Annotated in this window: 21 protein-coding genes, 5 pseudogenes and 1 riboswitch; of the genes and pseudogenes, 8 read left to right on the top strand and 18 right to left on the bottom strand. The window is 55.3% G+C overall.

The window, feature by feature from the left end:
- Positions 1–377: 377 nt before the first annotated feature.
- Positions 378–1178, bottom strand: coding sequence for a 23S rRNA pseudouridine(2604) synthase RluF (rluF, locus tag ACUTQ5_RS14805; protein WP_445651869.1), 801 nt, complete (start codon positions 1176–1178; stop codon positions 378–380).
- Between the two features lie 144 nt (positions 1179–1322).
- On the opposite strand from rluF, the gene ACUTQ5_RS14800 reads away from it, so the two are divergent.
- Together ACUTQ5_RS14800 and ACUTQ5_RS14795 are read left to right on the top strand one after the other, a co-directional pair.
- On the top strand, positions 1323–1685 hold the full coding sequence (locus ACUTQ5_RS14800) for a YcgJ family protein (RefSeq protein WP_445651868.1): 363 nt from the start codon (positions 1323–1325) through the stop codon (positions 1683–1685).
- A gap of 49 nt (positions 1686–1734) precedes the next feature.
- Complete coding sequence (locus tag ACUTQ5_RS14795) at positions 1735–2076, top strand: TonB family protein (RefSeq protein WP_445651867.1); 342 nt, start codon at positions 1735–1737, stop codon at positions 2074–2076.
- A gap of 129 nt (positions 2077–2205) precedes the next feature.
- Here ACUTQ5_RS14795 and ACUTQ5_RS14790 read toward each other — a convergent pair whose 3' ends face one another.
- A complete protein-coding gene (locus ACUTQ5_RS14790; RefSeq protein ID WP_445651866.1) occupies positions 2206–2655 on the bottom strand; it encodes a winged helix-turn-helix transcriptional regulator in 450 nt (149 codons plus the stop codon).
- A 100-nt stretch (positions 2656–2755) separates the two neighbouring features.
- On the opposite strand from ACUTQ5_RS14790, the gene ACUTQ5_RS14785 reads away from it, so the two are divergent.
- Together ACUTQ5_RS14785 and ACUTQ5_RS14780 are read left to right on the top strand one after the other, a co-directional pair.
- Positions 2756–3991 (top strand): MFS transporter, encoded by a 1236-nt coding sequence (locus ACUTQ5_RS14785; protein ID WP_445651865.1) that lies wholly within the window; start codon positions 2756–2758, stop codon positions 3989–3991.
- 115 nt (positions 3992–4106) lie between these two features.
- A pseudogene (locus ACUTQ5_RS14780) lies at positions 4107–4398 on the top strand (GntR family transcriptional regulator); the annotation flags it as partial.
- 313 nt (positions 4399–4711) lie between these two features.
- Here ACUTQ5_RS14780 and ACUTQ5_RS14775 read toward each other — a convergent pair.
- The gene (locus tag ACUTQ5_RS14775; RefSeq protein WP_445651864.1) at positions 4712–5137 is read right to left on the bottom strand and encodes a GNAT family N-acetyltransferase; all 426 of its coding nucleotides are present in this window, start codon (positions 5135–5137) and stop codon (positions 4712–4714) included.
- Positions 5138–5204: 67 nt separating this feature from the next.
- A riboswitch (TPP riboswitch) is annotated at positions 5205–5296 on the top strand.
- Positions 5297–5332: 36 nt separating this feature from the next.
- Between ACUTQ5_RS14775 and thiM the strand changes: the two genes are divergently transcribed.
- The 3 genes from thiM to ACUTQ5_RS14760 all read left to right on the top strand — a co-directional run bounded on the left by thiM (position 5333) and on the right by ACUTQ5_RS14760 (position 7468).
- Positions 5333–6127 (top strand): hydroxyethylthiazole kinase, encoded by a 795-nt coding sequence (gene thiM / locus ACUTQ5_RS14770; RefSeq protein ID WP_445651863.1) that lies wholly within the window; start codon positions 5333–5335, stop codon positions 6125–6127.
- Entirely contained in the window at positions 6124–6924 is an 801-nt protein-coding gene (gene thiD, locus ACUTQ5_RS14765) for a bifunctional hydroxymethylpyrimidine kinase/phosphomethylpyrimidine kinase (RefSeq protein ID WP_445651862.1), read from the top strand. The genes thiM and thiD overlap by 4 nt, the downstream gene beginning before the upstream one ends.
- Before the next feature lie 85 nt (positions 6925–7009).
- Positions 7010–7468, top strand: a complete 459-nt coding sequence (locus ACUTQ5_RS14760; RefSeq protein ID WP_445651861.1) for an inhibitor of vertebrate lysozyme family protein — start codon at positions 7010–7012, stop codon at positions 7466–7468.
- Between the two features lie 42 nt (positions 7469–7510).
- On the opposite strand, the gene gutQ is transcribed toward ACUTQ5_RS14760, so the two are convergent.
- The 12 genes and pseudogenes from gutQ to ACUTQ5_RS14700 all read right to left on the bottom strand — a co-directional run bounded on the left by gutQ (position 7511) and on the right by ACUTQ5_RS14700 (position 18447).
- Positions 7511–8482, bottom strand: a complete 972-nt coding sequence (gutQ, locus tag ACUTQ5_RS14755) for an arabinose-5-phosphate isomerase GutQ (RefSeq protein ID WP_445651860.1) — start codon at positions 8480–8482, stop codon at positions 7511–7513.
- A complete protein-coding gene (srlR, locus tag ACUTQ5_RS14750; RefSeq protein WP_445651859.1) occupies positions 8475–9248 on the bottom strand; it encodes a glucitol operon DNA-binding transcriptional repressor SrlR in 774 nt (257 codons plus the stop codon). Before srlR ends, gutQ begins: the two co-directional genes overlap by 8 nt.
- A gap of 91 nt (positions 9249–9339) precedes the next feature.
- Positions 9340–9615, bottom strand: a pseudogene (locus tag ACUTQ5_RS14745) (transcriptional regulator GutM); the annotation flags it as partial.
- Positions 9589–9773, bottom strand: a pseudogene (locus ACUTQ5_RS14740) (hypothetical protein); the annotation flags it as partial. The pseudogenes ACUTQ5_RS14745 and ACUTQ5_RS14740, both read right to left, overlap by 27 nt.
- Before the next feature lie 88 nt (positions 9774–9861).
- Positions 9862–10548: a GntR family transcriptional regulator gene (locus ACUTQ5_RS14735; protein WP_017893653.1), complete on the bottom strand. Its 687-nt coding sequence runs from the start codon at positions 10546–10548 to the stop codon at positions 9862–9864.
- Between the two features lie 343 nt (positions 10549–10891).
- Positions 10892–11278: pseudogene (locus tag ACUTQ5_RS14730) on the bottom strand (hypothetical protein); the annotation flags it as partial.
- A 57-nt stretch (positions 11279–11335) separates the two neighbouring features.
- Positions 11336–12625, bottom strand: a complete 1290-nt coding sequence (locus ACUTQ5_RS14725) for an MFS transporter (RefSeq protein ID WP_445651858.1) — start codon at positions 12623–12625, stop codon at positions 11336–11338.
- Between the two features lie 119 nt (positions 12626–12744).
- The gene (locus tag ACUTQ5_RS14720; protein ID WP_445651880.1) at positions 12745–13761 is read right to left on the bottom strand and encodes a Zn-dependent oxidoreductase; all 1017 of its coding nucleotides are present in this window, start codon (positions 13759–13761) and stop codon (positions 12745–12747) included.
- 14 nt (positions 13762–13775) lie between these two features.
- Positions 13776–14990 (bottom strand): D-mannonate dehydratase ManD, encoded by a 1215-nt coding sequence (gene manD, locus ACUTQ5_RS14715; RefSeq protein ID WP_445651857.1) that lies wholly within the window; start codon positions 14988–14990, stop codon positions 13776–13778.
- Between the two features lie 180 nt (positions 14991–15170).
- Positions 15171–16088 carry a lipid kinase YegS gene (gene yegS, locus ACUTQ5_RS14710; protein ID WP_445651856.1) on the bottom strand — a complete coding sequence of 306 codons (918 nt, stop codon included), beginning with the start codon at positions 16086–16088 and terminating at the stop codon, positions 15171–15173.
- 489 nt (positions 16089–16577) lie between these two features.
- Positions 16578–17930, bottom strand: coding sequence for a prephenate-dependent tRNA uridine(34) hydroxylase TrhP (trhP, locus tag ACUTQ5_RS14705; RefSeq protein WP_445651855.1), 1353 nt, complete (start codon positions 17928–17930; stop codon positions 16578–16580).
- A gap of 178 nt (positions 17931–18108) precedes the next feature.
- Positions 18109–18447: a YegP family protein gene (locus tag ACUTQ5_RS14700; protein ID WP_037417767.1), complete on the bottom strand. Its 339-nt coding sequence runs from the start codon at positions 18445–18447 to the stop codon at positions 18109–18111.
- A gap of 181 nt (positions 18448–18628) precedes the next feature.
- Here ACUTQ5_RS14700 and ACUTQ5_RS14695 point away from each other — a divergent pair.
- A pseudogene (locus ACUTQ5_RS14695) lies at positions 18629–18859 on the top strand (PIN domain-containing protein); the annotation flags it as partial.
- Here ACUTQ5_RS14695 and baeR read toward each other — a convergent pair.
- The 3 genes from baeR to ACUTQ5_RS14680 are packed head-to-tail and all read right to left on the bottom strand — an operon-like array spanning position 18856 to position 21145.
- On the bottom strand, positions 18856–19572 hold the full coding sequence (baeR, locus tag ACUTQ5_RS14690; protein ID WP_041418654.1) for a two-component system response regulator BaeR: 717 nt from the start codon (positions 19570–19572) through the stop codon (positions 18856–18858). The pseudogene ACUTQ5_RS14695 and the gene baeR overlap by 4 nt on opposite strands.
- Positions 19572–20954: a two-component system sensor histidine kinase BaeS gene (gene baeS, locus ACUTQ5_RS14685; RefSeq protein ID WP_445651854.1), complete on the bottom strand. Its 1383-nt coding sequence runs from the start codon at positions 20952–20954 to the stop codon at positions 19572–19574. The genes baeR and baeS overlap by 1 nt, the downstream gene beginning before the upstream one ends.
- Positions 20951–21145 (bottom strand): hypothetical protein, encoded by a 195-nt coding sequence (locus tag ACUTQ5_RS14680; RefSeq protein WP_445651881.1) that lies wholly within the window; start codon positions 21143–21145, stop codon positions 20951–20953. Before ACUTQ5_RS14680 ends, baeS begins: the two co-directional genes overlap by 4 nt.
- Between the last annotated feature and the right edge of the window lie 8 nt (positions 21146–21153).

Genomic DNA, 21153 nt, shown 5'->3' with positions numbered 1-21153 from the left:
CCTATGCTCAAACTATAGGGCAGGATCGTCTACCGGGGTGGGGTCAGTCCAAAAGCCCTGAATAAATTCAAGGCTTTTTGTGATTCAGAGACTAACCTTTTGAAGGATTGATAACGAAACTGGCGTGATCCGCAGCCTCAGTGAAGATACATCCCGCCTTTACCCGGTGGGCTTAACTGTTTTTGACTGGGGAGGGGGATAATTCCTGTGACAAGATTGTGCCAAAGGTTCAACACAATTCCACAATTAATAGCAAAAACTAACAAAGCTTTATTTAGATGATTGACCTGTGGTGCGGTTTTGGTTGCTGGTTTAGATTGTGCGCCGTTTGTATATCATCAGAGGGTCATTCTGATTTCTTGATAAATTCGGTTTTGTTATAACGGGGTATCGTTGGGCAACAGATTATTGTTGCCTGGTGGTATCTCGATTCCCCTTAGCAGGTCTGGATCCTCGGACGAAGAGTGCTCCAGCAGCTTAAACAACTCGGCCCGTTCATCCTCGGTCAAGTCCCGCCATTCACCCAGCGCTAACCCTTCCAGTTTTATGTTCATAATGCGCACGCGCTCAAGCTTGGTGACTTGGTAGCCAAAGTATTTACACATGCGGCGGATTTGGCGGTTAAGCCCCTGCACCAGCGTAATGCGAAATACCTGTGGGGCGTCTTTTTCCACTTGGCAAGGTTTCGTCACTGTATCCAATATCGGCACGCCCGCTCCCATGCCCTGTATAAACTCATCGGTCAGCGGTTTGTCGACGGTGACCAGGTATTCTTTTTGGTGATTGTTGCCGGCGCGCAGGATCTTATTGACCAGTTCACCGCGGTTGGTCAGAAAAATCAGCCCCTGAGAGTCTTTATCCAGGCGGCCGACGGGGAAGGTGCGCTGGCTGTGGTTAACGTAATCACCGATGTTGTTTTGCACGTGTTTGCCCATACTGGTGATGATGCCCACAGGTTTATTCAGCGCGATCAGCACCAGATCTGCATCATTACACGGTGCTATCTGCTGCCCGTTAACATTCACAACATCGCCAATAAATACCGGCGCACCCAATGCGGCCAGGTTATCGTTGATAAAAACCTTACCCAGTTTGATATAGCGATCAGCCTGACGGCGGGAACAGATACCGCTGTCGCTAATGTATTTATTCAGGCGAATGGATGATTGAGTTGGCATGGTATCCCCGTAAAACGCGGACTATACAGCACCCAGGGAGCATTGCGAAGGTTGCTTAAAATTGCACATCGTCAAAGCCCTGTTTTTTATGGCAGTATGATGCTCCAAATAACGGGCGCTCTGCCATTAAACGAGGCTGACTCATTGAATCAAATAGCACTTTCGTTCTCACTGACTTTGCTGCTTGCCGCATCCGTGTTGCCTGCGCATGCGAAGCAAAACTCATCCCTCAAGTCACCGGCATCAGGCGTGTTGTGCGACCGTTATGCCTGTGCGAATGGCACGGATGGCATTTCCCGCCCATTGACCGAAAAGTATCTCGGCAAGAAAGTCGCCAACAAACTGTATTCGCAAGGTGACGTCGACCCGACCGAATTCACCTTTGCTAATGGCATTTTCTGCGATGTCAAAGAGCGACTGTGCCGCGAGGATCGCTACTACGGCGAAGGCGGTAAACGCACCGGAGCCGTTTCCAAGAAATACACCGAGCTGCTTTTCGGCCACTAAACTGCCAGAGACAGGTCGTTACACGAGCTAACTTAAGGAGTGAGTTGCAATGATGAAATCTATCGTCAAGATGATGCTGTTAGCATTTTTATCGCTATCTCTGACTGCTTGCATCGGAACTGGCAGTGAACAGACCGGTAGATCACCATCAAATTCAGTAACTGCCCAGCAGAAGCCGCAAACCGACTTCGCCAGAGTTAAATTTGACGTTGATGCAGATGGGCGTGTCCAGAACATACGTCTTCTTGAGTCTCATCCCAGCGGTATTTTTGACAATGAGATGAGGATGGCAATGCAGAAGTGGCGTTATGAAAGCGGTAAATCTACGGAAGATCTCATTGTTAACATCCGTTTTAAAAAAGAGAGTCCTGCAGTAGGTGAATCATTTTAGGCCAGTGCAAAACGCATTGAAGAAGCTGGAGCTATGGCCCCAGCATGTAGACTCAGGTTAGATCTTTCATCCTTTCGCTTTCCCGCCAATTATCTGACGCAACGACGGTAGTGCTTTACTCACAGGATTTCATTCATCACCCGCCTTCACCACCAAAGTATTCAGCGGCGTAAGAACCTGCCCGGTGCTGCCGGTTGGCGTCATACGCGGGATCGGTTGGCGGGTATCGCTTTCTACCAGTGTTGATCTTGCCTCTTGTGCCTCAAACAGATAATCCTCCCCCCACTGGCGCAGGCCGACAATTACCGGGAACAGGGCGCGTCCCTTGTCGGTGAGAATATATTCCTGATAGGCGCTGCCGTCTGAGGCGGGGGCAATCTCCAAAATTCCGTGCGCCACCAGGGTGCGTAGCCGGGTGGAGAGGATATTCTTCGCCATCCCCAATCCTTTTTGAAACTCACTAAAGCGGCGTACACCGTCGAAGGCGTCGCGCACAATCAGCAGCGACCACCAGTCACCAATCACATCCAGTGTACGTGCCACCGGGCACTGTGCATCTTCCAGACTTTTGCGTTTCATGGTTTTCCCTTCCTGTAGCGATATCTGGTTGCATTATAAAACCTCTGCGCGTAAAGTTCATTGGGTTTAATAATGAAACCACCTTGGTTTGGAGCAAACGATGAGTGATAAAACGCTGGATCCGATTTGTGTCGCGAAGGGCGGGGTGCTGAGTCGTCTGCCTGCGTCGCTGGTGTTATTGCTGGCGGGGGCCAGCGCCTTTAGCGTGGCGAATGTGTATTACGCTCAACCTTTGCTGGACGCCATTGCCCAGGATTTTCATATCAACCTGGCGTCGGTGGGCATGGTGATCACTGTCACTCAGTTAGGCTGTGCATTGGCCTTGTTGCTGGTGGTGCCGTTGGGCGATCGGGTTAATCGGCATCGGCTGCTGGCGCTTCAGCAACTGCTGCTGATTGCCGCACTTTGTGTAGTCGGTTGGGCGGACAGCAGTCTGCTATTGCTGGTCGGCATGCTGCTGGTGGGTTTACTGGGTACCGCCATGACCCAGGGATTGGTCGCCTTCGCCGCCACCTTGTCAGCGCCGCATGAGCGGGGACGGGTAGTGGGCGCTGCGCAAGGTGGGGTAGTTCTCGGGTTGTTATTGGCGCGCACGCTTTCCGGCGCACTGGCGGATATCGGCGGCTGGCGAGCGGTCTACTTTTTCTCTGCGGCAGTAACCTTGCTCCTGTTGCCGGTGCTTGCGCGTCTGTTGCCCGTCCCCCACACAGCGCCTTCAACACTCAGCTATCCGGCGCTGTTGCGATCAATGCTGATGCTGCTGCGGCGCGATCGTACGCTGCAGATCCGCGGCATGCTGGCGCTGCTGATGTTTGCGGCATTCAGCATTTTCTGGAGTGCCCTGGTTCTGCCGCTCAGTCAGGTGCCGTTTAATTTTTCACATTCGGTGATTGGTGCCTTTGGTCTGGTGGGCGCGGTAGGGGCGCTGGCGGCAGTACGTGCCGGACATCTGGCCGATCGCGGCCTGGGGCAGTTGGCAACGGGTATCTGTCTGTTGCTTTTGGTGCTGGCCTGGTTGCCGCTCGGCCTGCTGAGTTACGGGCTGGGATGGCTGATTATGGGCATTGTGCTGCTCGATCTGGCCGGGCAGGCCATACACGTGTTGAATCAGAGTCTGATTTTCAGCGCACATCCGCAGTCTCATAGCCGGTTAGTCGGTTGCTACATGTTGTTCTACGCGGTGGGCAGCGGGCTGGGTGCCTTTGCCAGTACCCACGTGTTTGCTCTGGCGGGTTGGTACGGCGTGTGTTGGCTGGGGGCGGGCGTCAGCCTCACAGCCTTGTTGTTCTGGGGGCTGACGTTGCGTGCAATGCCAGTCTCAGATGCGGCGCATTAGCGGCATCCTTTCGGTTCTGGGACAGGAGTCATATATAAAATTCAGTGCTCCCATTGTTTGTCATAATTCACCGCGATACTGTTAGGCCGCCTGGTTTAAACCAATAAAGTGAGCTATGGAAAACAACGCTACCGTTGAACTGGCCAAGCAAAGGCTCAATGACTGGCTGAGTCAGGGCGCGATAGCCCCGGCGGCAAGCTTCCTTCGGAGCGAGAGCTGGGGGAATTGCTGAACATTAAGCGCATGACACTGCGTCAGGCGCTGCTATTCCAGGATATTCCGTAAGGATCGTCGGGGCTGGTTTGCGGCATTGCCACGTTTTAACTACAACCCCAATTCGTCTACCAGCTTCAAACAGGCGGCCATTGAGCAGGGGCGTTTTCCTTCCTGGGGCTATATGACCAAGGAGCGAATCTTGACGGCTCCAGTGGCTATTTGCGATGTGCTGAAGGTGAGAGAAGGGGCGGAGATTTTAGGCAGTTTTATCGGCTATGCCCCGGCGATGTTTTGCTTCAGCCTGTACGGCCACATTCTTGATGCCTTCCCAAGGCTAACCGGCTACAAGATTGTCTTTGGCCTGATGGGCATGTTTGCCTGCGCCGGGATTATCGTGTCGGGGCTGCTGGTCAGAAATATCCGCGCACGCGGCAAATTGACCCCGACGGTTTCTGCCGTCTGACCTGGGCTTTATGAAAAGGGGCGCCATAGCACGGCACCCCCTTACTTTGTCGGCGAGTGCATCAGGTAATAGTCTTCCGCGCCGTCATTGCCGGTAGCGATCGTCCGCCAGCCGTGTTTGTGGTAAAAGGCCAGTGCCTTCTCATTCTTCACCAGGCATTTCAGCGAGCCGGTGGCGGTGAATGTTTGCTCCGCCGCCTGCAGCAGGGCGCTGCCGACGCCAAGAGGCGGTAGCTGAGGGTCGATATACAGATTGTGAATAAAGTTATCCTGACGATAAATCGAGACGAACCCCAGCCGCTTGCCGTTTTCTTCTGCCACCCAAATGTCCTCACCCAGAGTCGAGCGATCGAAATCCTCCAGTCGGTAATCTTCGGTATCACACCAGGGGAACGCCGCCTTGCGCGATGCCAGATACAGGGTGCGTAGGAAGGGGCGATCGGCCTCTTGGTATTTTCTTATTCGCATGGCGGCTCCTTTTTGTTTTTTGCCACTATAGCGCGATTGACCTCACCGGCGGCAAGCCCAATAATGGCGGTCTGACTCGGGGTGCCTCTAGGGGCTGAGATTTTACCCGTATTACCTGATCTGGATTATGCCAGCGTAGGGAAGTCTCGGTGCCCCAACCGGTACCCGCCTTCTTGAACGCCGGTTGGGAGGAATATGCTCGCTCGACCTGATGTTTTACCCGGCGCTCGCGCCGCGGCCTGTTTAACCCAATTTAAACGCCAACCCCCCTTGATTCACTGCCTGACCAACGAAGTGGTGCAGGAGCTGACGGCTAACGTGTTGCTGGCGCTCGGCGCTTCCCCGGCGATGGTGGTGGAACCGACCGAAGCGGCACAGTTCAGCCAACTGGCGGATGCCTTGCTGGTCAATATCGGCACCCTCAATGCCTCGCGGGCCGAATCCATGCTGGCAGCAGTAGAAGCCGCCAATGCGGCAGCTACCCCCTGGGCGCTGGATCCGGTCGCCGTCGGTGGACTGGTCTATCGCACCGCCTTTGCCCAACGTTTGCTTGGCGAAAAGCCTGCGGCAATCCGCGGCAACGCTTCTGAAATCATGGCGCTCAGTGGCCTGCAGGCGAGTGGGCGCGGTGTCGACAGCGCTGACGATTCGCTGGTAGCGTTACCGGCGGCGCGGGAGCTGGCTCGTCTCAGTGGGGCGGTGGTGGCGGTGACCGGCGGGGTGGATTACATCACCGATGGCCAGCGTGACTGGGCGGTTACGGGTGGCGACGTGCTGATGACGCGAGTGGTGGGTACCGGTTGCGCACTTTCGGCCGTGGTGGCGGCATTTTGCAGCCTGCCGGGCGATCGCCTGGATAATGTGGCGACCGCCTGCCGGGTGATGTCACTTTGCGGTGAGCGGGCGACGCGCTGTGCCGCCGGGCCGGGCAGTTTTACCCCCGCATTCCTCGATGCTCTGTACCAACTGCGTCCGGAGGATCTGCAATGAAACGGATTAATGCGTTAACCATCGCCGGCACCGATCCGAGCGGGGGGGCCGGCATCCAGGCCGACCTGAAAGCCTTTTCCGCGCTGGGGGCCTATGGTGCCTCAGTGATCACAGCGCTGGTGGCGCAAAATACCCGCGGCGTGCAGTCGGTGTATAACATCGAGCCGGCTTTTGTCGCTGCCCAGCTTGATTCCGTGTTCAGCGATCTGCGTATCGACAGTACCAAGATTGGCATGTTGGCCAACGCCAATATTGTGCAGGCGGTGGCGGAGCGTTTACGTCACTATCAGCCGTCGTTTGTGGTGCTGGATACGGTGATGCTGGCGAAAAGCGGCGATCCCCTGCTGGCACCGGAGGCCGTGGAGTCGATTCGCTGGGAGCTGTTGCCGTTGGTGTCGATCATCACGCCGAACCTGCCGGAAGCGGCGGCACTGCTGGAATGTGCCCCGGCGGAAAATGAACGCCAGATGCGTGAGCAGGGGCGAGCACTGTTGGCGATGGGTTGCCAGGCGGTATTGATGAAGGGCGGCCATCTCAGCGAGAGTGAAAGCCCGGATTGGCTGTTCAGCGCGGGGCAGGAGCAACGCTTTACTGCGCCGCGCGTAGCGACCCGCCATACGCACGGTACCGGATGTACGCTGTCTGCCGCATTGGCAGCCTTGCGCCCACGTCACGACGATTGGGCCGGCACGGTCGCTGCCGCCAAGGATTATCTGCAAAAAGCCCTGCAGCAGGCCGATACGCTGGAAGTGGGGCACGGCATCGGGCCGGTACATCATTTTCATGCCTGGTGGTGAGTCAACTTTTTGCTACCCTTGTGGTCTGACTGATCCAGGCCCGGTATTGGCCGGGGGCTATCAAATTTTATCAAGGGAGAAGGCCATGACAGGAAAAAACGCACTTCGCGGCGCCATCTTCGGCGCATTGCTCAGCTTCAGCGTGGGTGGCTTTGCCCAGCAGATCGTCACTACCTCGGACGTGATCCAGCAGCCGGGTTATCAAACCAGTTGGCAGAACATGGTGAAGGGGCAGGCCCGCTTGCCTGGCTGGGCACGCAAAGGGGTGGGGACTTCAACCCCGGCGCAAAGCCTGAGCTGGAAAGGCCAAAATTATTTAGTGGGTAATCTGTGCAAGCCACACGACTGTGCCAACAACTTTATGATGGTGGCGTTTAAAGAAGACAAGTCGCAGGCCTGGGCAGTACGCGTCGAGGTGGCGAATAAGCCGGAAGCGATTGATCATCCGAAGAAATATGCCAAATACCAATGGCTGGGCAAGCCCGATGAGGATATGAAGGCGCTGCTGAAGCAACAGTTCGAGAATAATCCGGACTGGAAATAAGGCAGCCAGGGGCGCAGCGGTCTGCGCCCCTGAATACCACGCTCAGCCGATACCGGCCTGATGCAGGTCATGCAGGTTGATGGCACCCACCAACACCCCCTCCAGATTGACCACCGGCGCAGCGCTGATGTGCTGTTCGTGCAACGCTTCCAGTGCTTCTCCGGCGCGCCATTGTTCCGGTAAACGGTAGCCGGGGCGAGTGATCGCCGGGCTTAACGCATCCTGAAGGCTATTGCCCTTCACCAGCCAGCGGCGCAGGTCGCCATCAGTAAACACCCCCACCACTTTTTGCTGTGCGTCGCACACGGGCACCAGTCCCAGTCCGGTGCGGCTCAGTTCCAGCATCGCTTCCATAACGTTGGCGCTTTCACTGACCTGCGGCAGGCGATCGCCGGTGCGCATCAGGTGATGTACCCGGTTCAGCAGACGTGCACCCAGACTGCCGCCCGGATGCGAACGGGCAAAGTCTTCGGCGTTGAAACCGCGTTGACGCATCAGTGCCATCGCCAGTGCATCGCCCATCATCAGCGTATTGACCGCGCTGGAGGTTGGCGCCAGCCCCATCGGGCAAGCTTCACGTTCAACGCTGATGTCCAGCACGCAGGCTGTCGCCTGTGCCAGCGGTGACTCTTTGCCGCCGGTAATGGCGATCACCGGGATGTTATTTTCCGCCAGTAACGGCAGGATCAGATCCAGTTCTTTGGCACGGCCAGAGTAGGAGATAAACACCACCACGTCGTCGGCACCGATCATACCCAGATCGCCGTGCAGCGCTTCCGCCGGGTGCACGAAGAACGATGGCGTGCCGGTGCTGGCCAGCGAGGCAGCAATTTTTTTACCGATATGGCCGGATTTACCGATGCCGGAAATCACCGCCTTGCCGCGGCAGTTCAGCAGCAGTTCGCAGGCACAGACGAAGTTGTCGTCCAGCCGTGCTAGCAGGCGTTGTGCTTCGGCCAGCTCAATTTCCAGCGTTTCGCGGGCGAAGGCCAGCAGGGCGGCACTGTTACTCATCAGAATCTCCTACCAGAATGATATTAATGCCTTTCGCTTGCAGCGCGGCGAGATAATCCGGGTTGATTTTTTTATCGGTGATCAGCGTATCGACGGCGCTCAGGTCGCAAACTACATTGGGGCTTTTGCGGCCGAATTTTGACGAATCCACCAGCAGGATAATACGGCTGGCGGCTTCGCACATCGCCTTGCTGACGTTATGCACTTCGTTAAAGGTGGTGACACCGGCATTGAGATCCACGCCGTCAGCTCCGATAAACAACTTATCAAAGCTGAATTGCTGGAAAGCCGATTCGGCCAGGCTGCCGTGGAAGGATGCCGATTTTTTGCGGTAAGTGCCACCGGGCATCAGGATAGTCTGGTCGTTATCCAGCTCCACCAGTGCATTGACAATGTGCAGGCTGTTGGTCATTACCGTGATGTTATTGAACTGCGCCAGATGCGGGACCATTTGCAGTACCGTACTGCCGGTATCAAATATCAGCGAGTCACCGTCGTTGATAAGCCCAATGGCGGCGTAGGCGATCTGGCGTTTCTTTTCGGTATTAATGTGAGTTTTTCGGTCGATGGGCTGGTCGCTATCGTCGCGGCTGAGCACTACGCCGCCATAGGTGCGGATCACCTCGCCTTCGTCTTCCAGGAGGGTGAGGTCTTTACGAATGGTGGTGCCGGTGGTGGCGAAATGCGCCGCCAGGGCATCCACTGCCGTTTTGCCATGTCGCTGCAGATATTCAAGGATAGCGGCCTGTCGCTGCTTTGGTTTCATAGCCCGTCCTGTTCACAAGAGTTGAGCATTTCCCTTTAATGAATGATTCAAAATGAAAGGTAATATCTTTTAATATGAAAATATCATGATTTGGGGCAATCGCTAACGATAGTGCTGTCCTGCATGCGCGAACCTCGGGGAAGATCACATCTGGGCGTAGATCTCGCTGGTGCAAACCATGCAACCGGGCGATTGGCCGCGGTTGGGCAAAAATGGTCAGGCCGCGCATCAACATACTGCCGCAAACTCGCTGTTCAGTATCGCAGGCCAGTGCCAGCACCACCCGTGGCCGAAAGCGTCCGCCGGAACGTCCGACCCCGACGCTGCCCAATTGGCACAGGCCGTCGAAGGCCGGCCAGCCGGTCAGTTCGCTAAGCCGGTCGACGATCGACGGGCGGGTACCGGCAGTGATGTACACCACTTTTTCCCCGGCTCGATCGGTAACTGCAACGGGCCACCCCAGCCGCTATCTAAAAAGCGGTGATTGAAGCTGTAAAAACGATAGTAATGAAATCCTGATGGCAAGGAGAAACAATAGATGCGATTGAGAGGAAATGCCTTTTGTAAAGCCAAATAGCGGGGGGCGCTCGCCCCCTTGAAGGTCAGTGCTTGACTATTCGGCGTCGAACCACTCGGTATTCTGCAAAGAGATGGGGGTAATGGAGTAGATCATCTCTTGCAGGTGCTCATGGATGGCGCGCTCGGCGGCATCGGCATCCTGCGCCTTCAGCGCGGCAAAAATACGGTAATGCTGCTGCAGCAGGCTTTCCGGCGGCGACACTTCGCTCAGGCTGAGAAAACGCACCCGATCCATGGTGGCCTTGATGGTTTCTATGGTCTCCCAGGCCAGCGGGCATTCGGCAAACTGGGTGAGCAACTGGTGAAATTCATCGTCCAGCGCCAGGAATTCACGCGTCTGTTTGTTCTGCGCCGCCAGCTCTTGACGGTGCAAATTATGCTCCAGCGTCATCAGCTGTTCCTGGGTAATGCGCTCTGCCGCACGGCGCACAATTGCGCATTCTACCGCCTGACGGATAAAACGCCCGTCGGCTACCCGTTTGGCCGAAATCTTCATCACGAAAGTCCCGCGCTGCGGCAAGATCTGCACCAATCCGGCCTCCGCCAGCTTGATAAAGGCTTCGCGCACCGGTTGGCGCGAAACGCTAAAGCGGGTGGAGATCTCTTTCTCTGACAACAGCGTGCCGGGGGGAATGGTGCAGTCAACAATATCCTTACGCAGGAAACGGTAGATTTGCTGATTAACCGGGAGGCTATTGGTGAGATTGTAGGATTCAGACATGGTGACGATCGGTCATCTGGCTTGGATTTGGATGCCACCATACTAGCAGATTATCTTGCTGTCGCGGCGGATAATTCTTAATACGGTTAGGCGAACGCTGAGTGGACTCACTCAGCGTCAGACTGATGGCAAAGCTCATTTCTGCACAGAGCGAGTAGGGGGCGATAAATAAAAATCAGGAAAATTAATTTATTGATTTTCGGCTGATCACCACAAAGCAGGAAAAACCACGCTTTTTCCTGCTTTGCCAGTAACCTAACGCTGAGTGGATCCACTCAGCGTTTTATCCAGATCAAACTGGCAGTAGTCTGGCCACACTCTCTTTGGCACTCTGCGTCAACAGCGCCAGATGCCAACGAATGGCGTCCAGCATGCAGTCGCTGATCTGCGTATAGCCGACCAAATAACCCAGATAAGCGAGAAATGAATGGCTGCCGTTGAGCATCCGCAGCTTTATTTCTTCGTAGGGCAGCACGTCGCTGACCAGTTCCGTATACAACAAATTCTGCTGCCGCAGGTCGGCGATTTTTTTCTGGCCGTTGTGCATGTTGATGACGCTGTAACCCCAGTCGCTGGCGTGCTCGTTAGCCAGTTGTTCGGCATACACCGCCTGATGTGCGCGAAAAAACGCGCCAAAGCCAAGGTGCACGATGCGCGGTTTAATCTGTTCGCGAGCGTAATCCGGCTGAGCAACTGCCGCCGGCAGCACGCTGTTGCTGGAAAATGTCATGCTGGAATTCCTGAAAGTGGGGGCAGAAAACGGGGCGACGTCAGCCGCCCCGGATACCTAGGGTTTTGATATTTGCGGTTGCACGCTATTGCGCGGTGCTTTGATCACCAGCAGTACCAGCACTGCCCCGAGTGCGGCCACGCCACCCGCCAGTATAAAGGCGCTGTCGAACTTGCCGGTGTTTTGCACAATGTAGCCGGTGGCTACCGGGCCAATGATGCCGGAAACGCTGCCGACCAGATGGATAAAGCCGCTGGCGCCACCGACCCGGGATTTATGCACCACGTCCTGGATAATTGCCCAGTAAATCGCCCCGGTGATGTACAGGAAGAAGATCGATACCGACATCAGCATGACCGCAGGTACCACGCTGCTGACGGTACCCGCCAGTGCCACGCAGACAGCGGCCGCCAGCAGGCTGGTGACCAGCACAATCTTGCGCGACAGCAACAGCTTGCCGGTGATATTGAAAATCTTGTCGGAGATATAGCCACCGAGTGCCAACCCGACAAAGCCGACAATCCATGGGATCATGGTGGTGAGGCTCATTTCCTTGATGTTCAGGTTATGCGCCTGCACCAGGTACGACGGGAACCAGCTCAGGAAGAAGAACAGGATGTAGTTGTAGCAGAAGAAGGCGAATGCGGTGACCAGGATGATTGGCTGCTTCAGGTAGTAGCCCAGTCCGTGCGCGGCATTGTTCAGCTCTTCTTCGGCGCTGTGAGTCTCTTCCTTCATCTGGTTTATCAGCGCCAGTTCCTTATCGCTGACGCGTTTGCTTTTCGCCGGGTTATCCGCCACCACGAAGAACCACATCAGCATCCAGACGATGCCGATCGAGCAGATGATCATAAACGCCGGCCGCCAGCCGAACGCCAACGCCAGATAACCGACGATCGGCCCGGCCACGGCACCACCCAAAGGGGAACCGGCGCTGAGCAGGCCCATTGCGGTCGCCGCCTGTTTCTTCGGGAACCAGCCGTTGATCATTTTATTGGCGGAGGCGCAGATCGGCCCTTCGGCCATGCCGAACAGAACGCGCAGGATCAGCATGGAATAGAAGCCGGTGGCTAATGCCGTCATGCCGCAGAAGACGGACCACAGGCCGACGGCGATGCCGAGTACCAACGTCGGGCCGAATTTGTCTACCGCCAACCCACCGATAAAGTTAAAGATGGCGTAACCGAAGAAGAAGCTGCCAAAGATAATGCCGAACTGCTCGGCATTCAACATCAGATCCTTCTCGATCATCGGTACGGTAATCGACAGCGCGACGCGGTCGAGGTAGTTGATCATGTAAACCATAAACAGCAGGAATACGATGGTCCAACGCAGGTTTTTAAACATAAAAGCACTCCACTTGGTATAGGCTGTGTCCCGTCATTGTCCGTGGCGCAGCCTGGTTTAATCGCGATGCTTTGTTGTCTGCAGGGGCGGCCAGGCCACCCTATGCCCCGGTGAAAAAATTAACTAAATTGCAGTAATACCTTGCAGCAGGTGCGCTGATCTTTTTCGAATATCAGCATCGCCTGTTCAACCTCGTTGGCCGGTACGCAATGAGTAATGAGTTTCTGTGGGTCGATTTTCCCGCTGGCCATCCAATCGATAACCTGTGGGAAGCGTGCGCTGTTGAGGCGCGAAGAGAAAATTGACAGCTCTTTACTGGTGATGCTTTGTTGAGTAATGGTGCAGGCCTCGCCGGAGAACCCCATGATGCCGATGCGCGCTGCCGGAGACGCCAGATTGATCGCCTCTTGCAAAATGGCCGGATGACAGGCGGCGTCGACGATCAACGTCGGGCGGATGCCGCGCCGTTCCAGCTCGGCGGGCAATGACGCTTCGGCATTGTTGAACATCCAGTCAGCGCCGTTTTCCTGGGCCATCACCAGCCGCTCCCCGATGCGGTCTGTGACGAGCACCTGCTTCACGCCGTAGACGCCTTTCAGCGTTTGGATCACCGTCAGCCCCATTGGCCCGGCACCGTAGACCAGTGCAATATCATCGGCATTAGGCTGCAGATGAGCGGTGATATTGGCGGCAATGGTGAAGGGTTCAACCATGGCGGCGTGACGATCGCTGATGCTGTCCGGAATGCGGTAGGCGTTGCGCGCCGGGGCGCAGGCGTAGTCACTGAAACCGCCATCGCGATGTACACCGATCACTTGCAGCTCGGTGCAGACGTTGGGACGACCGATGGAACAAGGATAGCAATGGCCGCAACTGACGACCGGATCGACTGAAACGCGTTCGCCGAGCCGCTGCGGGCTGACATCGCTGCCCACCAGATCAATCACGCCAAAAAACTCGTGGCCGATCACTCGTGGGTAGCGGGCGAACGGGTTATGCCCATGGTAAATATGCACATCAGAACCACAGATACCGGCAAATTTAACCTTTACCCGTACTTCGTTGGCCGCCGGTTGTGGCAGAGGACGCTGCTGGATAGCCAGTAGGCCGGGCTGTTCAATGACCACGCTTTGCATGGCGCTTTCTCCTGTTACCAGTTCCATAGGGTGCCATCCTCGAGGCGTGCGACCGGTAGATAAGCCGGTTCGTACGGATAATGGGCGGCCAGTTTTTCGTCGAACTCAATGCCCAGCCCCGGTTTGTTGCCAGGGTGCATATAGCCGTCGTTAAAGCTCCAGCTATGTGGGAACACCTCGAGCATTTGTTCGGAGTAACCCATGTATTCCTGCACGCCGAAGTTCGGCACCCACAGATCAAAATGCAGCGCCGCAGCCATGCAGATTGGCGACAGATCGGATGGCCCGTGTGACCCGGTACGCACCTGATACAGCGAAGCAAAATCGGCGATACGGCGCATGCCGGTAATGCCACCAGCGTGGGTCAGGGTAGTGCGGATATAGTCGATCAGCTGTTCTTCAATCAGCTGTTTACAGTCCCAGATGCTATTGAACACTTCGCCGACGGCGATTGGCGTGACGGTGTGCTGGCGGATCAGGCGGAAACATTCCTGATTCTCTGCAGGCGTTGGGTCTTCCATCCAGAACAGACGGTACTGCTCAATGCTTTTACCGAAGCGAGCTGCCTCGATCGGCGTCAGCCGGTGGTGCATGTCGTGCAGCAAGTGCTCGTCAAAACCAAAGCGGTTGCGCACCGCTTCGAACAGTTTGGGGGTGAAATCGAGGTATTTTTCCGTTGACCACAACTGCTCTTCCGGCCAGCCACCCTTGGTGGCGGGCTCGTAAGCCAGCCCTTTGCCTTTGGCCATGCCGTAGGTGGTTTTCATGCCCGGTACGCCGCACTGGGCGCGAATGGCTTTAAAACCCAGTTCTTTATGCTTGGCATAGTCGTCGAGCACTTCGTCGATGGAGTGGCCAGTGGTGTGGCAGTAAACCATTACGCCGGTGCGCGATGCGCCGCCCAATAGCTGATACAGCGGCATGTTGGCCGCTTTGCCTTTGATGTCCCATAACGCCATGTCTACGGCGGAGATAGCCGACATGGTGACCGGGCCGCGCCGCCAGTAAGCGCCTTTATAGAAGAACTGCCAGATGTCTTCGATCTGGTGGCCATCACGACCAATCAACTGCGGGCAAACGTGATCTTTTAAATAGGAGGCTACCGGCAGCTCGCGGCCATTGAGGGTGGCATCGCCGATACCGGTAATCCCTTCGTCAGTGGTTAACTTCAGCGTGACAAAATTCCTGCCAGGGCAGGTCACAAAAACCTCTGCGTTGATAATCTTCATGCGTCTAATCCTGTTCCCACGGGTCATCATAATGAACGAAAAATACGCCATGAACTAACTACCATACAAGTATGATTAAATGGATTTGCCAGAGAAGATCACATTTTGTTGCGGAAAAGAAGGGGGAGAACTGAAGACCAACAGGGGCGCAGCACGCTGGCTGAGCCCAATATTAAGCGGTTATTGAGGAGACTGGGGTTGCCCAAGCAGCTCGCAGTTGGGGGGAAGACGGCATTCGATGGCGTTCGGCAGCACTTCAATGCGGAAATGCTTACCCTTAAGCGGTTCGCCGTCGAGATTAAAGGTCATTTCATGGGGCGCATCAATTTCCAGCCACGGCAGGGCGGCACCGATCACGTTTTTGTTTTCTTCATCATTAAACAGGCTGGCGATCAGTGCCGGTAACAGTTCGTCAGCGATCAGCAACCGCAGTTGCAGCAGGCCATCGTTGATCAGTGCATCCGGGCATAATTGCTGCCCGCCACCAGCCTGCTTGCCATTACCGATACCAATCACCAACGCGTCACCGGACCAATGGAAATCAGGACCGCGGATCTCGCAGCGATCGGCTTTGAGCGTGTCCATGCGCAGCAAGCCGTGGATAAAGTAGGAGACGCCGCCCAACGCAGCCTTCAATTTTTCCGGCGTTTCGGCGGTGATACGGGTGCCAAAACCGCCGGTTGCCATATTGATGAAATAGCGATGATCGTTAACTTTTGCCAGGTCTATCGAGACGGCACGGCCTTTCACCGCCAGCCGCAGTGCCTGTTCCGGCATCAGAGGGATATTGCAGGCCATGGCGAAGTCGTTGGCGGTACCCAATGGCAGAATGCCCAATACCGGCCGCCCTTTGGCCGGTAACGCGGCCAAGGCTGCAGCCACCTCATTGATGGTGCCATCGCCACCACCGGCAATCAGCGTGGCCACCCCAAGTTGACAGGCCTCCTGCACATAGCGCGCGGCGTCCTCCTGTTCCCAGGTGACGCGAACGTGCAGGGTTTGGTTCTCATCCCGCAATTTCTGTACCGCCAGGCGAACTTCTTCGTTGCCGGCGCTTTTGCCGTTGATGATAAGCAGCGCTGGTGCTGGTGGATGCATTCCCGATATCTCCCGGCTGTAAAACAGATAATAAGCAACGATAAACTACCCATCAGTGGCAATCCATCAGAATATTCAGTTAATTCTGGCTGGTTGCCTCCTGGCAGAGATTATTCCTGCAGAATTGACTTAATTTGAGATATGCGCAGTAGATAAGTTAGCGTTTATTGTTAATAGATTAATTAACTGCTGCAACATTGATTTTATATCGTCAGAGAATCGAGGGATTATTAAAAATAGATAACGTGACGATTTTTCGATGGGATCGCTATATTGGCGAGACTATAAGGAATAACGAGCTAAAACCAAAGAAAAAGCCAGTCCAAGGGAGATTGGACCGGCTAAGGAGGTGGTTCCTAGTATTGCTATGCAAATATTTTTCGTTCTTAGTTTTAAGCAGATTGATATTAACCAAGCTGCGCACTAATTGATGTGATCTGATTCTAATATTTGCCAAAAACCGCCATTTAAAGATAGCGGGCGGAATTTTTACGCCGCAGGACTATTGGTATCCGGCAAATTTCGGATCAGCAATGCGTAATTGAGATCGATATCTGACGGAATTGGCAAATAAACGATATGCCCGTTGCCCGGAGCCACGTCGATCGCTTCACCTTTCTTATTTTGCATGCTCTCCAGGGTAAACAAGACGTTACCGCCGGGAGTCATCATCTCGACACTGTCGCCGACCATGAACTTGTTTTTTACATCCACTTCTGCCCAACCATCACGGCGGACGCCGGTGAACTCACCGACAAACTGCTGGCGTTCAGACAGTGAGGAACCGTAATCGTAGTTTTGCTGAGCTTCATGCACATGGCGGCGCAGGAAACCTTCGGTGTAACCCCGGTGGGCCAGGCCTTCCAGCGTGGTGAGCAGGGTAGGATCGAATGGCTTGCCCGCGACGGCGTCGTCGATGGCGCGGCGATAGACTTGTGCAGTGCGCGCGCAGTAGTAGAAGGATTTGGTGCGGCCTTCGATTTTCAGCGAATGCACGCCGAGCTGAGTCAGGCGTTCCACATGCTGGATGGCACGTAAATCCTTCGAGTTCATGATGTAGGTGCCGTGTTCATCTTCAAAGGCGCTCATGTACTCATCCGGTTTTTGCGCTTCGGACAGCATAAACACTTTGTCGGTCGGTGCACCGATACCTAACGTCGGCTCAACGGTTTGTACCGGGATAGGTTCATGCATATGTACAATGTTACCTGTCTCGTCCTCTTTGCCTTCTTCCGCTTTGTACTGCCAGCGACAGGCGTTGGTGCAGGTGCCCTGATTAGGATCGCGCTTGTTGATATAACCGGATAACAGGCAACGGCCGGAATAGGCCATGCACAGGGCGCCGTGGACGAAGATTTCCAGCTCCATTTTCGGTACCTGAGAGCGGATCTCGGCGATCTCCTCCAGCGACAGTTCGCGCGACAGGATCACTCGCGTCAGCCCCATTTGCTGCCAGAATTTCACCGTCGCCCAGTTAACCGCGTTCGCCTGTACCGACAAGTGAATGTCCATCTGCGGGAAGGCTTCGCGCACCATCATGATCAGGCCGGGATCGGACATGATCAACGCGTCTGGGCCCATGTCGATCACCGGTTTAAGATCGCGCAGGAAGGTTTTCAGCTTGGCGTTGTGCGGGGTGATATTCACCACCACGTAGAATCTTTTGCCCAGCGCATGGGCTTCGTTAATCCCCTGCGCCAGATTCTCGTGATTGAATTCGTTATTGCGCACCCGCAGGCTGTAACGCGGTTGGCCAGCATAAACGGCGTCTGCACCATAGGCAAAGGCGTAACGCATGTTTTTCAGCGTACCCGCCGGGGAGAGGAGTTCCGGTGTAAACATAATGAGTCTCGGTCTGATTTCAGGTCAGTACCGCACCACCAAATGGCGCAGTAAAAGCGGGGGATTGTAGCGGCAGAGCGGCAAGAAATCAGCAGGTAACCGGATTTATTAAAGGGAGATTGATCCTGGTCATAAGAAAAACGCGCGATGGCGACCATCGCGCGTCGCTCAGATGATGTTATGCACTCAAATCGCGCACGTCGGTATTCGGGCCGTTTTTGATTACTGACTGAATGCCGTTTTTTGCAGCAGTTTCAGAGCTGTACATTTCGCTGACGCCGATCACCTGATGGTTTTTGGCCTTCAGCACAAAGTAAGGCTGATTGCTGGTGCTGTGCTTGAGTTCATATTGCGCTTCGTGGGGGGAATTGGTTTGCACCGAGGCAATGCCATTCTCCGCCGAGGCCTTGCTGGCGTACATCTCACTGGCCAGAATGATTTCGCCATTACTGGCTTTCAGGTTGAAGTGGTACTGTCCATTCTTTGCTTTTTTCAGTTCATAGTGACCGATTGCCATGGTTCCTCTCCTGTGGGTTCCGATAAGTGATGTAAGTGTAGCCAATAGCTTGAAATTGGGCGGCTAATAAACCTGACTTGCGCACAGTAGTGCAAAAAAAAGGCGATTTTTTTTGCGCTAGCGTTGAGTTTTAGCCAGCGGATAGTGCTGTAGCACGACAAGCTAATGGCGGATTGCGATGCTGAAGGCGACGGTTAAGGCATTCCTTGATTCCGTGACGGTCTATGCCTGGGACAGCGAAGCCGCGCATTGCTATGGCGCTATGCGGGCGGAGGTGACGGAAAACGGACGGGTGATGGGGGCTTTGGATCAGCTTATTGCCGCACACGCTCAGAGCCGTGGTGCGACAATAATCACTAACGATAAGGCGTTCGCCATGGTGCCGGGCCTGGCAGTAGAAGACTGGACTTAAAGCCCATTCACCAGCCGACAGGGCTCAGCTTCCCAGCGATAGCCCACGCCGTACACTGAACGGATAAAGGATTTTTCGCCGTCGATCAGCTCCAGTTTGCGCCGCAGGTTTTTGATATGACTGTCGATGGTACGGTCGGTGACAACCCGGTAGTCGTCATACAGGTTATTCAGCAGTTGCTCACGTGAGAACACGTTGCCTGGCTGGCTGGCCAGTGTTTTCAGCAGGCGAAACTCGGCCGGAGTGAGATCCAGCATTTGGCCCTGATAGCTGGCCTGAAAGCGCGGTTCATCAATGTGAAGTTGGGTTTCTTCCTGCGTATTGTCCAACGGGCGGTAGCAACGACGCAGAATGGTTTTCACCCTGGCGACCACTTCACGTGGGCTGTAAGGCTTGCAGATGTAATCATCTGCGCCGATCTCCAACCCCAGCAGGCGATCGATCTCCTCGATTTTCGCCGTCACCATCACCACCGGAATATCGGTAAAACGACGCAGTTCACGGCAGACCGTTAACCCGTCGCTGCCCGGCAGCATCAGATCCAGCAAGATCAAGGCAGGGGAATGAGCATGTACCGCCGGCACCACCTCACTGCCATTGGTCAGCCAGTGCGTGGCGTATCCCGCAGCTTGCAGGTAGTCCACCAACAGTTGGCCGAGCTTGGGTTCATCTTCAACAATCATAATTTGCAACGGCTGGTTCTGGGTTTCCATCATGACGCCTTATTCATTACCGGGGTGGCGAATTCTACCGTAATCCGCACGCCGCCCAAAGGCGAGTGCTGTGCGTAGATCTTTCCGTTGTGTGCTTCCACTATGTTTTGACAGATCGATAGCCCCAGTCCGGAGCCGCCGCTGGCGCGATTACGCGATCCTTCGGTACGGTAGAAGCGCTCAAAAATGAGTGCCAGTTGCTCGTCATTGACGCCCGGCGCGCTGTCCTGCCAATAAATGAGCAGGCGGCCCGGCAACGATTCTGCGCCGATCTCCAGCTTACCCTCGGCGTCGGTATAACGCAGGCTGTTTTCCAGCAGGTTGTTAAACAGCTGATTAAGCCGGTCGGGGTCGCCAAACAGCGGCGCCTGTTCTGGTAGCCGGGTCACGATTTCCAACCCCTTGGCGTGGAACCGGTCGCGGAAACTGGCGACCGCAATTTGTAGCAGGTGCACACAGTCGACCGGTGATTTACGGTAGGCGAGCGCGCCGAGATCTGATAACGAAAGCTGGTGTAGGTCATCGACCAGCTTGGTCAGGGTGGCGACTTCCGCCAGCAGTGAGCTGAGTGAGGCCGGGGTAGGTTGGCGCACGCCATCTTGCAAGGCTTCGAGTTCGCCGCGCAACACCGCCAGTGGGGTGCGTAATTCGTGCGAGACGTCGGCCATCACGGCGCGCCGCATCTGTTCATTTTTTTCCAGCGAGGTGGCAAGCTGGTTAAAGTCCAGCGCCAGTCGCCCCAGTTCATCCTGGCTACTGACCGCCACGCGGGTGCTGAAATCCCCCGCCGCCAGCCGATGGGTTCCCGCTACCAGGCGTTTGACCGGCGCCAGTAAGCCGCGCGACATCAGCCAGGTCACCGCCGCAGCCAACAGGGTAGAGAGGGCGACAATCATCCAACTGGTGCGTCTTTGCTGTTGGTCGAAGTTGATGTCGGTATTGCGCGTCAGCCTCTCTACCGGGGTGGTGAGCACCCAGCCGACAATTTCATTGTTGTAGCGGATGGGATGACGCGGGCCTTCCTTTGGCAACGGGCCTGAATGGCCCACCAGCCGGTTAAACTGGCTGTCTACCACCCAGAACTGGGTACGCCAGCCCTTGGGCGGCAGATTGTGGCTGCTATCGCTGTTTTGTTCGAACGAGCGCATGATCTGGTAAACCACCTGATCGTTATTACGCAGAAAGACCCAGTTGCCGTGGTGGCTGTACTGCTCTTCCAGCGCTTCACCCAGCATGTTGATGCGCTGTTCGTTACTGTTCTTGATGTAGTCGATAAAACCCCGCTCGAAGCTGACACGCACACCCCAGTGCATGGTGATTAACACCAGCATGCAGGTGGCGAAAATCGCCATGAACAGTTTACCGGTAATGCCTATTTTCATTGCAACCTCGTGGAGCCTGTGTCCGGCTCTTTGGTCAGCGTGCGGTTAGTGGTGGTATCGGCCGGGACGCGGGCGAAGGCCAACGCAGGCAGGGCGGTATTGACGATGGCGGTGTCCAGCGTCTGCATAAAAAAGCCGAATGCCACAATCCAGAGTTGCCACTGTACCGAGGTGGTGTGTTTTATCAGCATCAATTAGT

The sequence above is a fragment of the Serratia sp. NA_112.1 genome (assembly GCF_052691715.1).
The sequence above is the reverse complement of the archived record's forward strand: the minus strand, read 5'-3'. Positions and strand labels throughout refer to the sequence as shown.

Bases quoted from the DNA above. Each gene is read 5' to 3' on its own strand.
- ACUTQ5_RS14790 (WP_445651866.1), bottom strand. From the start codon at position 2,655: ATGAAACGCAAAAGTCTGGAAGATGCACAGTGCCCGGTGGCACGTACA.
- trhP (WP_445651855.1), bottom strand. From the start codon at position 17,930: ATGTTTACACCGGAACTCCTCTCCCCGGCGGGTACGCTGAAAAACATG.
- ACUTQ5_RS14795 (WP_445651867.1), top strand. From the start codon at position 1,735: ATGATGAAATCTATCGTCAAGATGATGCTGTTAGCATTTTTATCGCTA.
- ACUTQ5_RS14700 (WP_037417767.1), bottom strand. From the start codon at position 18,447: ATGGCAATCGGTCACTATGAACTGAAAAAAGCAAAGAATGGACAGTAC.
- ACUTQ5_RS14725 (WP_445651858.1), bottom strand. From the start codon at position 12,625: ATGTTTAAAAACCTGCGTTGGACCATCGTATTCCTGCTGTTTATGGTT.
- thiM (WP_445651863.1), top strand. From the start codon at position 5,333: ATGCTCGCTCGACCTGATGTTTTACCCGGCGCTCGCGCCGCGGCCTGT.
- gutQ (WP_445651860.1), bottom strand. From the start codon at position 8,482: ATGAGTAACAGTGCCGCCCTGCTGGCCTTCGCCCGCGAAACGCTGGAA.
- ACUTQ5_RS14760 (WP_445651861.1), top strand. From the start codon at position 7,010: ATGACAGGAAAAAACGCACTTCGCGGCGCCATCTTCGGCGCATTGCTC.
- baeS (WP_445651854.1), bottom strand. From the start codon at position 20,954: ATGAAAATAGGCATTACCGGTAAACTGTTCATGGCGATTTTCGCCACC.
- ACUTQ5_RS14680 (WP_445651881.1), bottom strand. From the start codon at position 21,145: ATGCTGATAAAACACACCACCTCGGTACAGTGGCAACTCTGGATTGTG.
- yegS (WP_445651856.1), bottom strand. From the start codon at position 16,088: ATGCATCCACCAGCACCAGCGCTGCTTATCATCAACGGCAAAAGCGCC.
- baeR (WP_041418654.1), bottom strand. From the start codon at position 19,572: ATGGAAACCCAGAACCAGCCGTTGCAAATTATGATTGTTGAAGATGAA.
- ACUTQ5_RS14785 (WP_445651865.1), top strand. From the start codon at position 2,756: ATGAGTGATAAAACGCTGGATCCGATTTGTGTCGCGAAGGGCGGGGTG.
- manD (WP_445651857.1), bottom strand. From the start codon at position 14,990: ATGAAGATTATCAACGCAGAGGTTTTTGTGACCTGCCCTGGCAGGAAT.
- ACUTQ5_RS14720 (WP_445651880.1), bottom strand. From the start codon at position 13,761: ATGCAAAGCGTGGTCATTGAACAGCCCGGCCTACTGGCTATCCAGCAG.
- srlR (WP_445651859.1), bottom strand. From the start codon at position 9,248: ATGAAACCAAAGCAGCGACAGGCCGCTATCCTTGAATATCTGCAGCGA.
- thiD (WP_445651862.1), top strand. From the start codon at position 6,124: ATGAAACGGATTAATGCGTTAACCATCGCCGGCACCGATCCGAGCGGG.
- ACUTQ5_RS14775 (WP_445651864.1), bottom strand. From the start codon at position 5,137: ATGCGAATAAGAAAATACCAAGAGGCCGATCGCCCCTTCCTACGCACC.
- ACUTQ5_RS14735 (WP_017893653.1), bottom strand. From the start codon at position 10,548: ATGTCTGAATCCTACAATCTCACCAATAGCCTCCCGGTTAATCAGCAA.
- rluF (WP_445651869.1), bottom strand. From the start codon at position 1,178: ATGCCAACTCAATCATCCATTCGCCTGAATAAATACATTAGCGACAGC.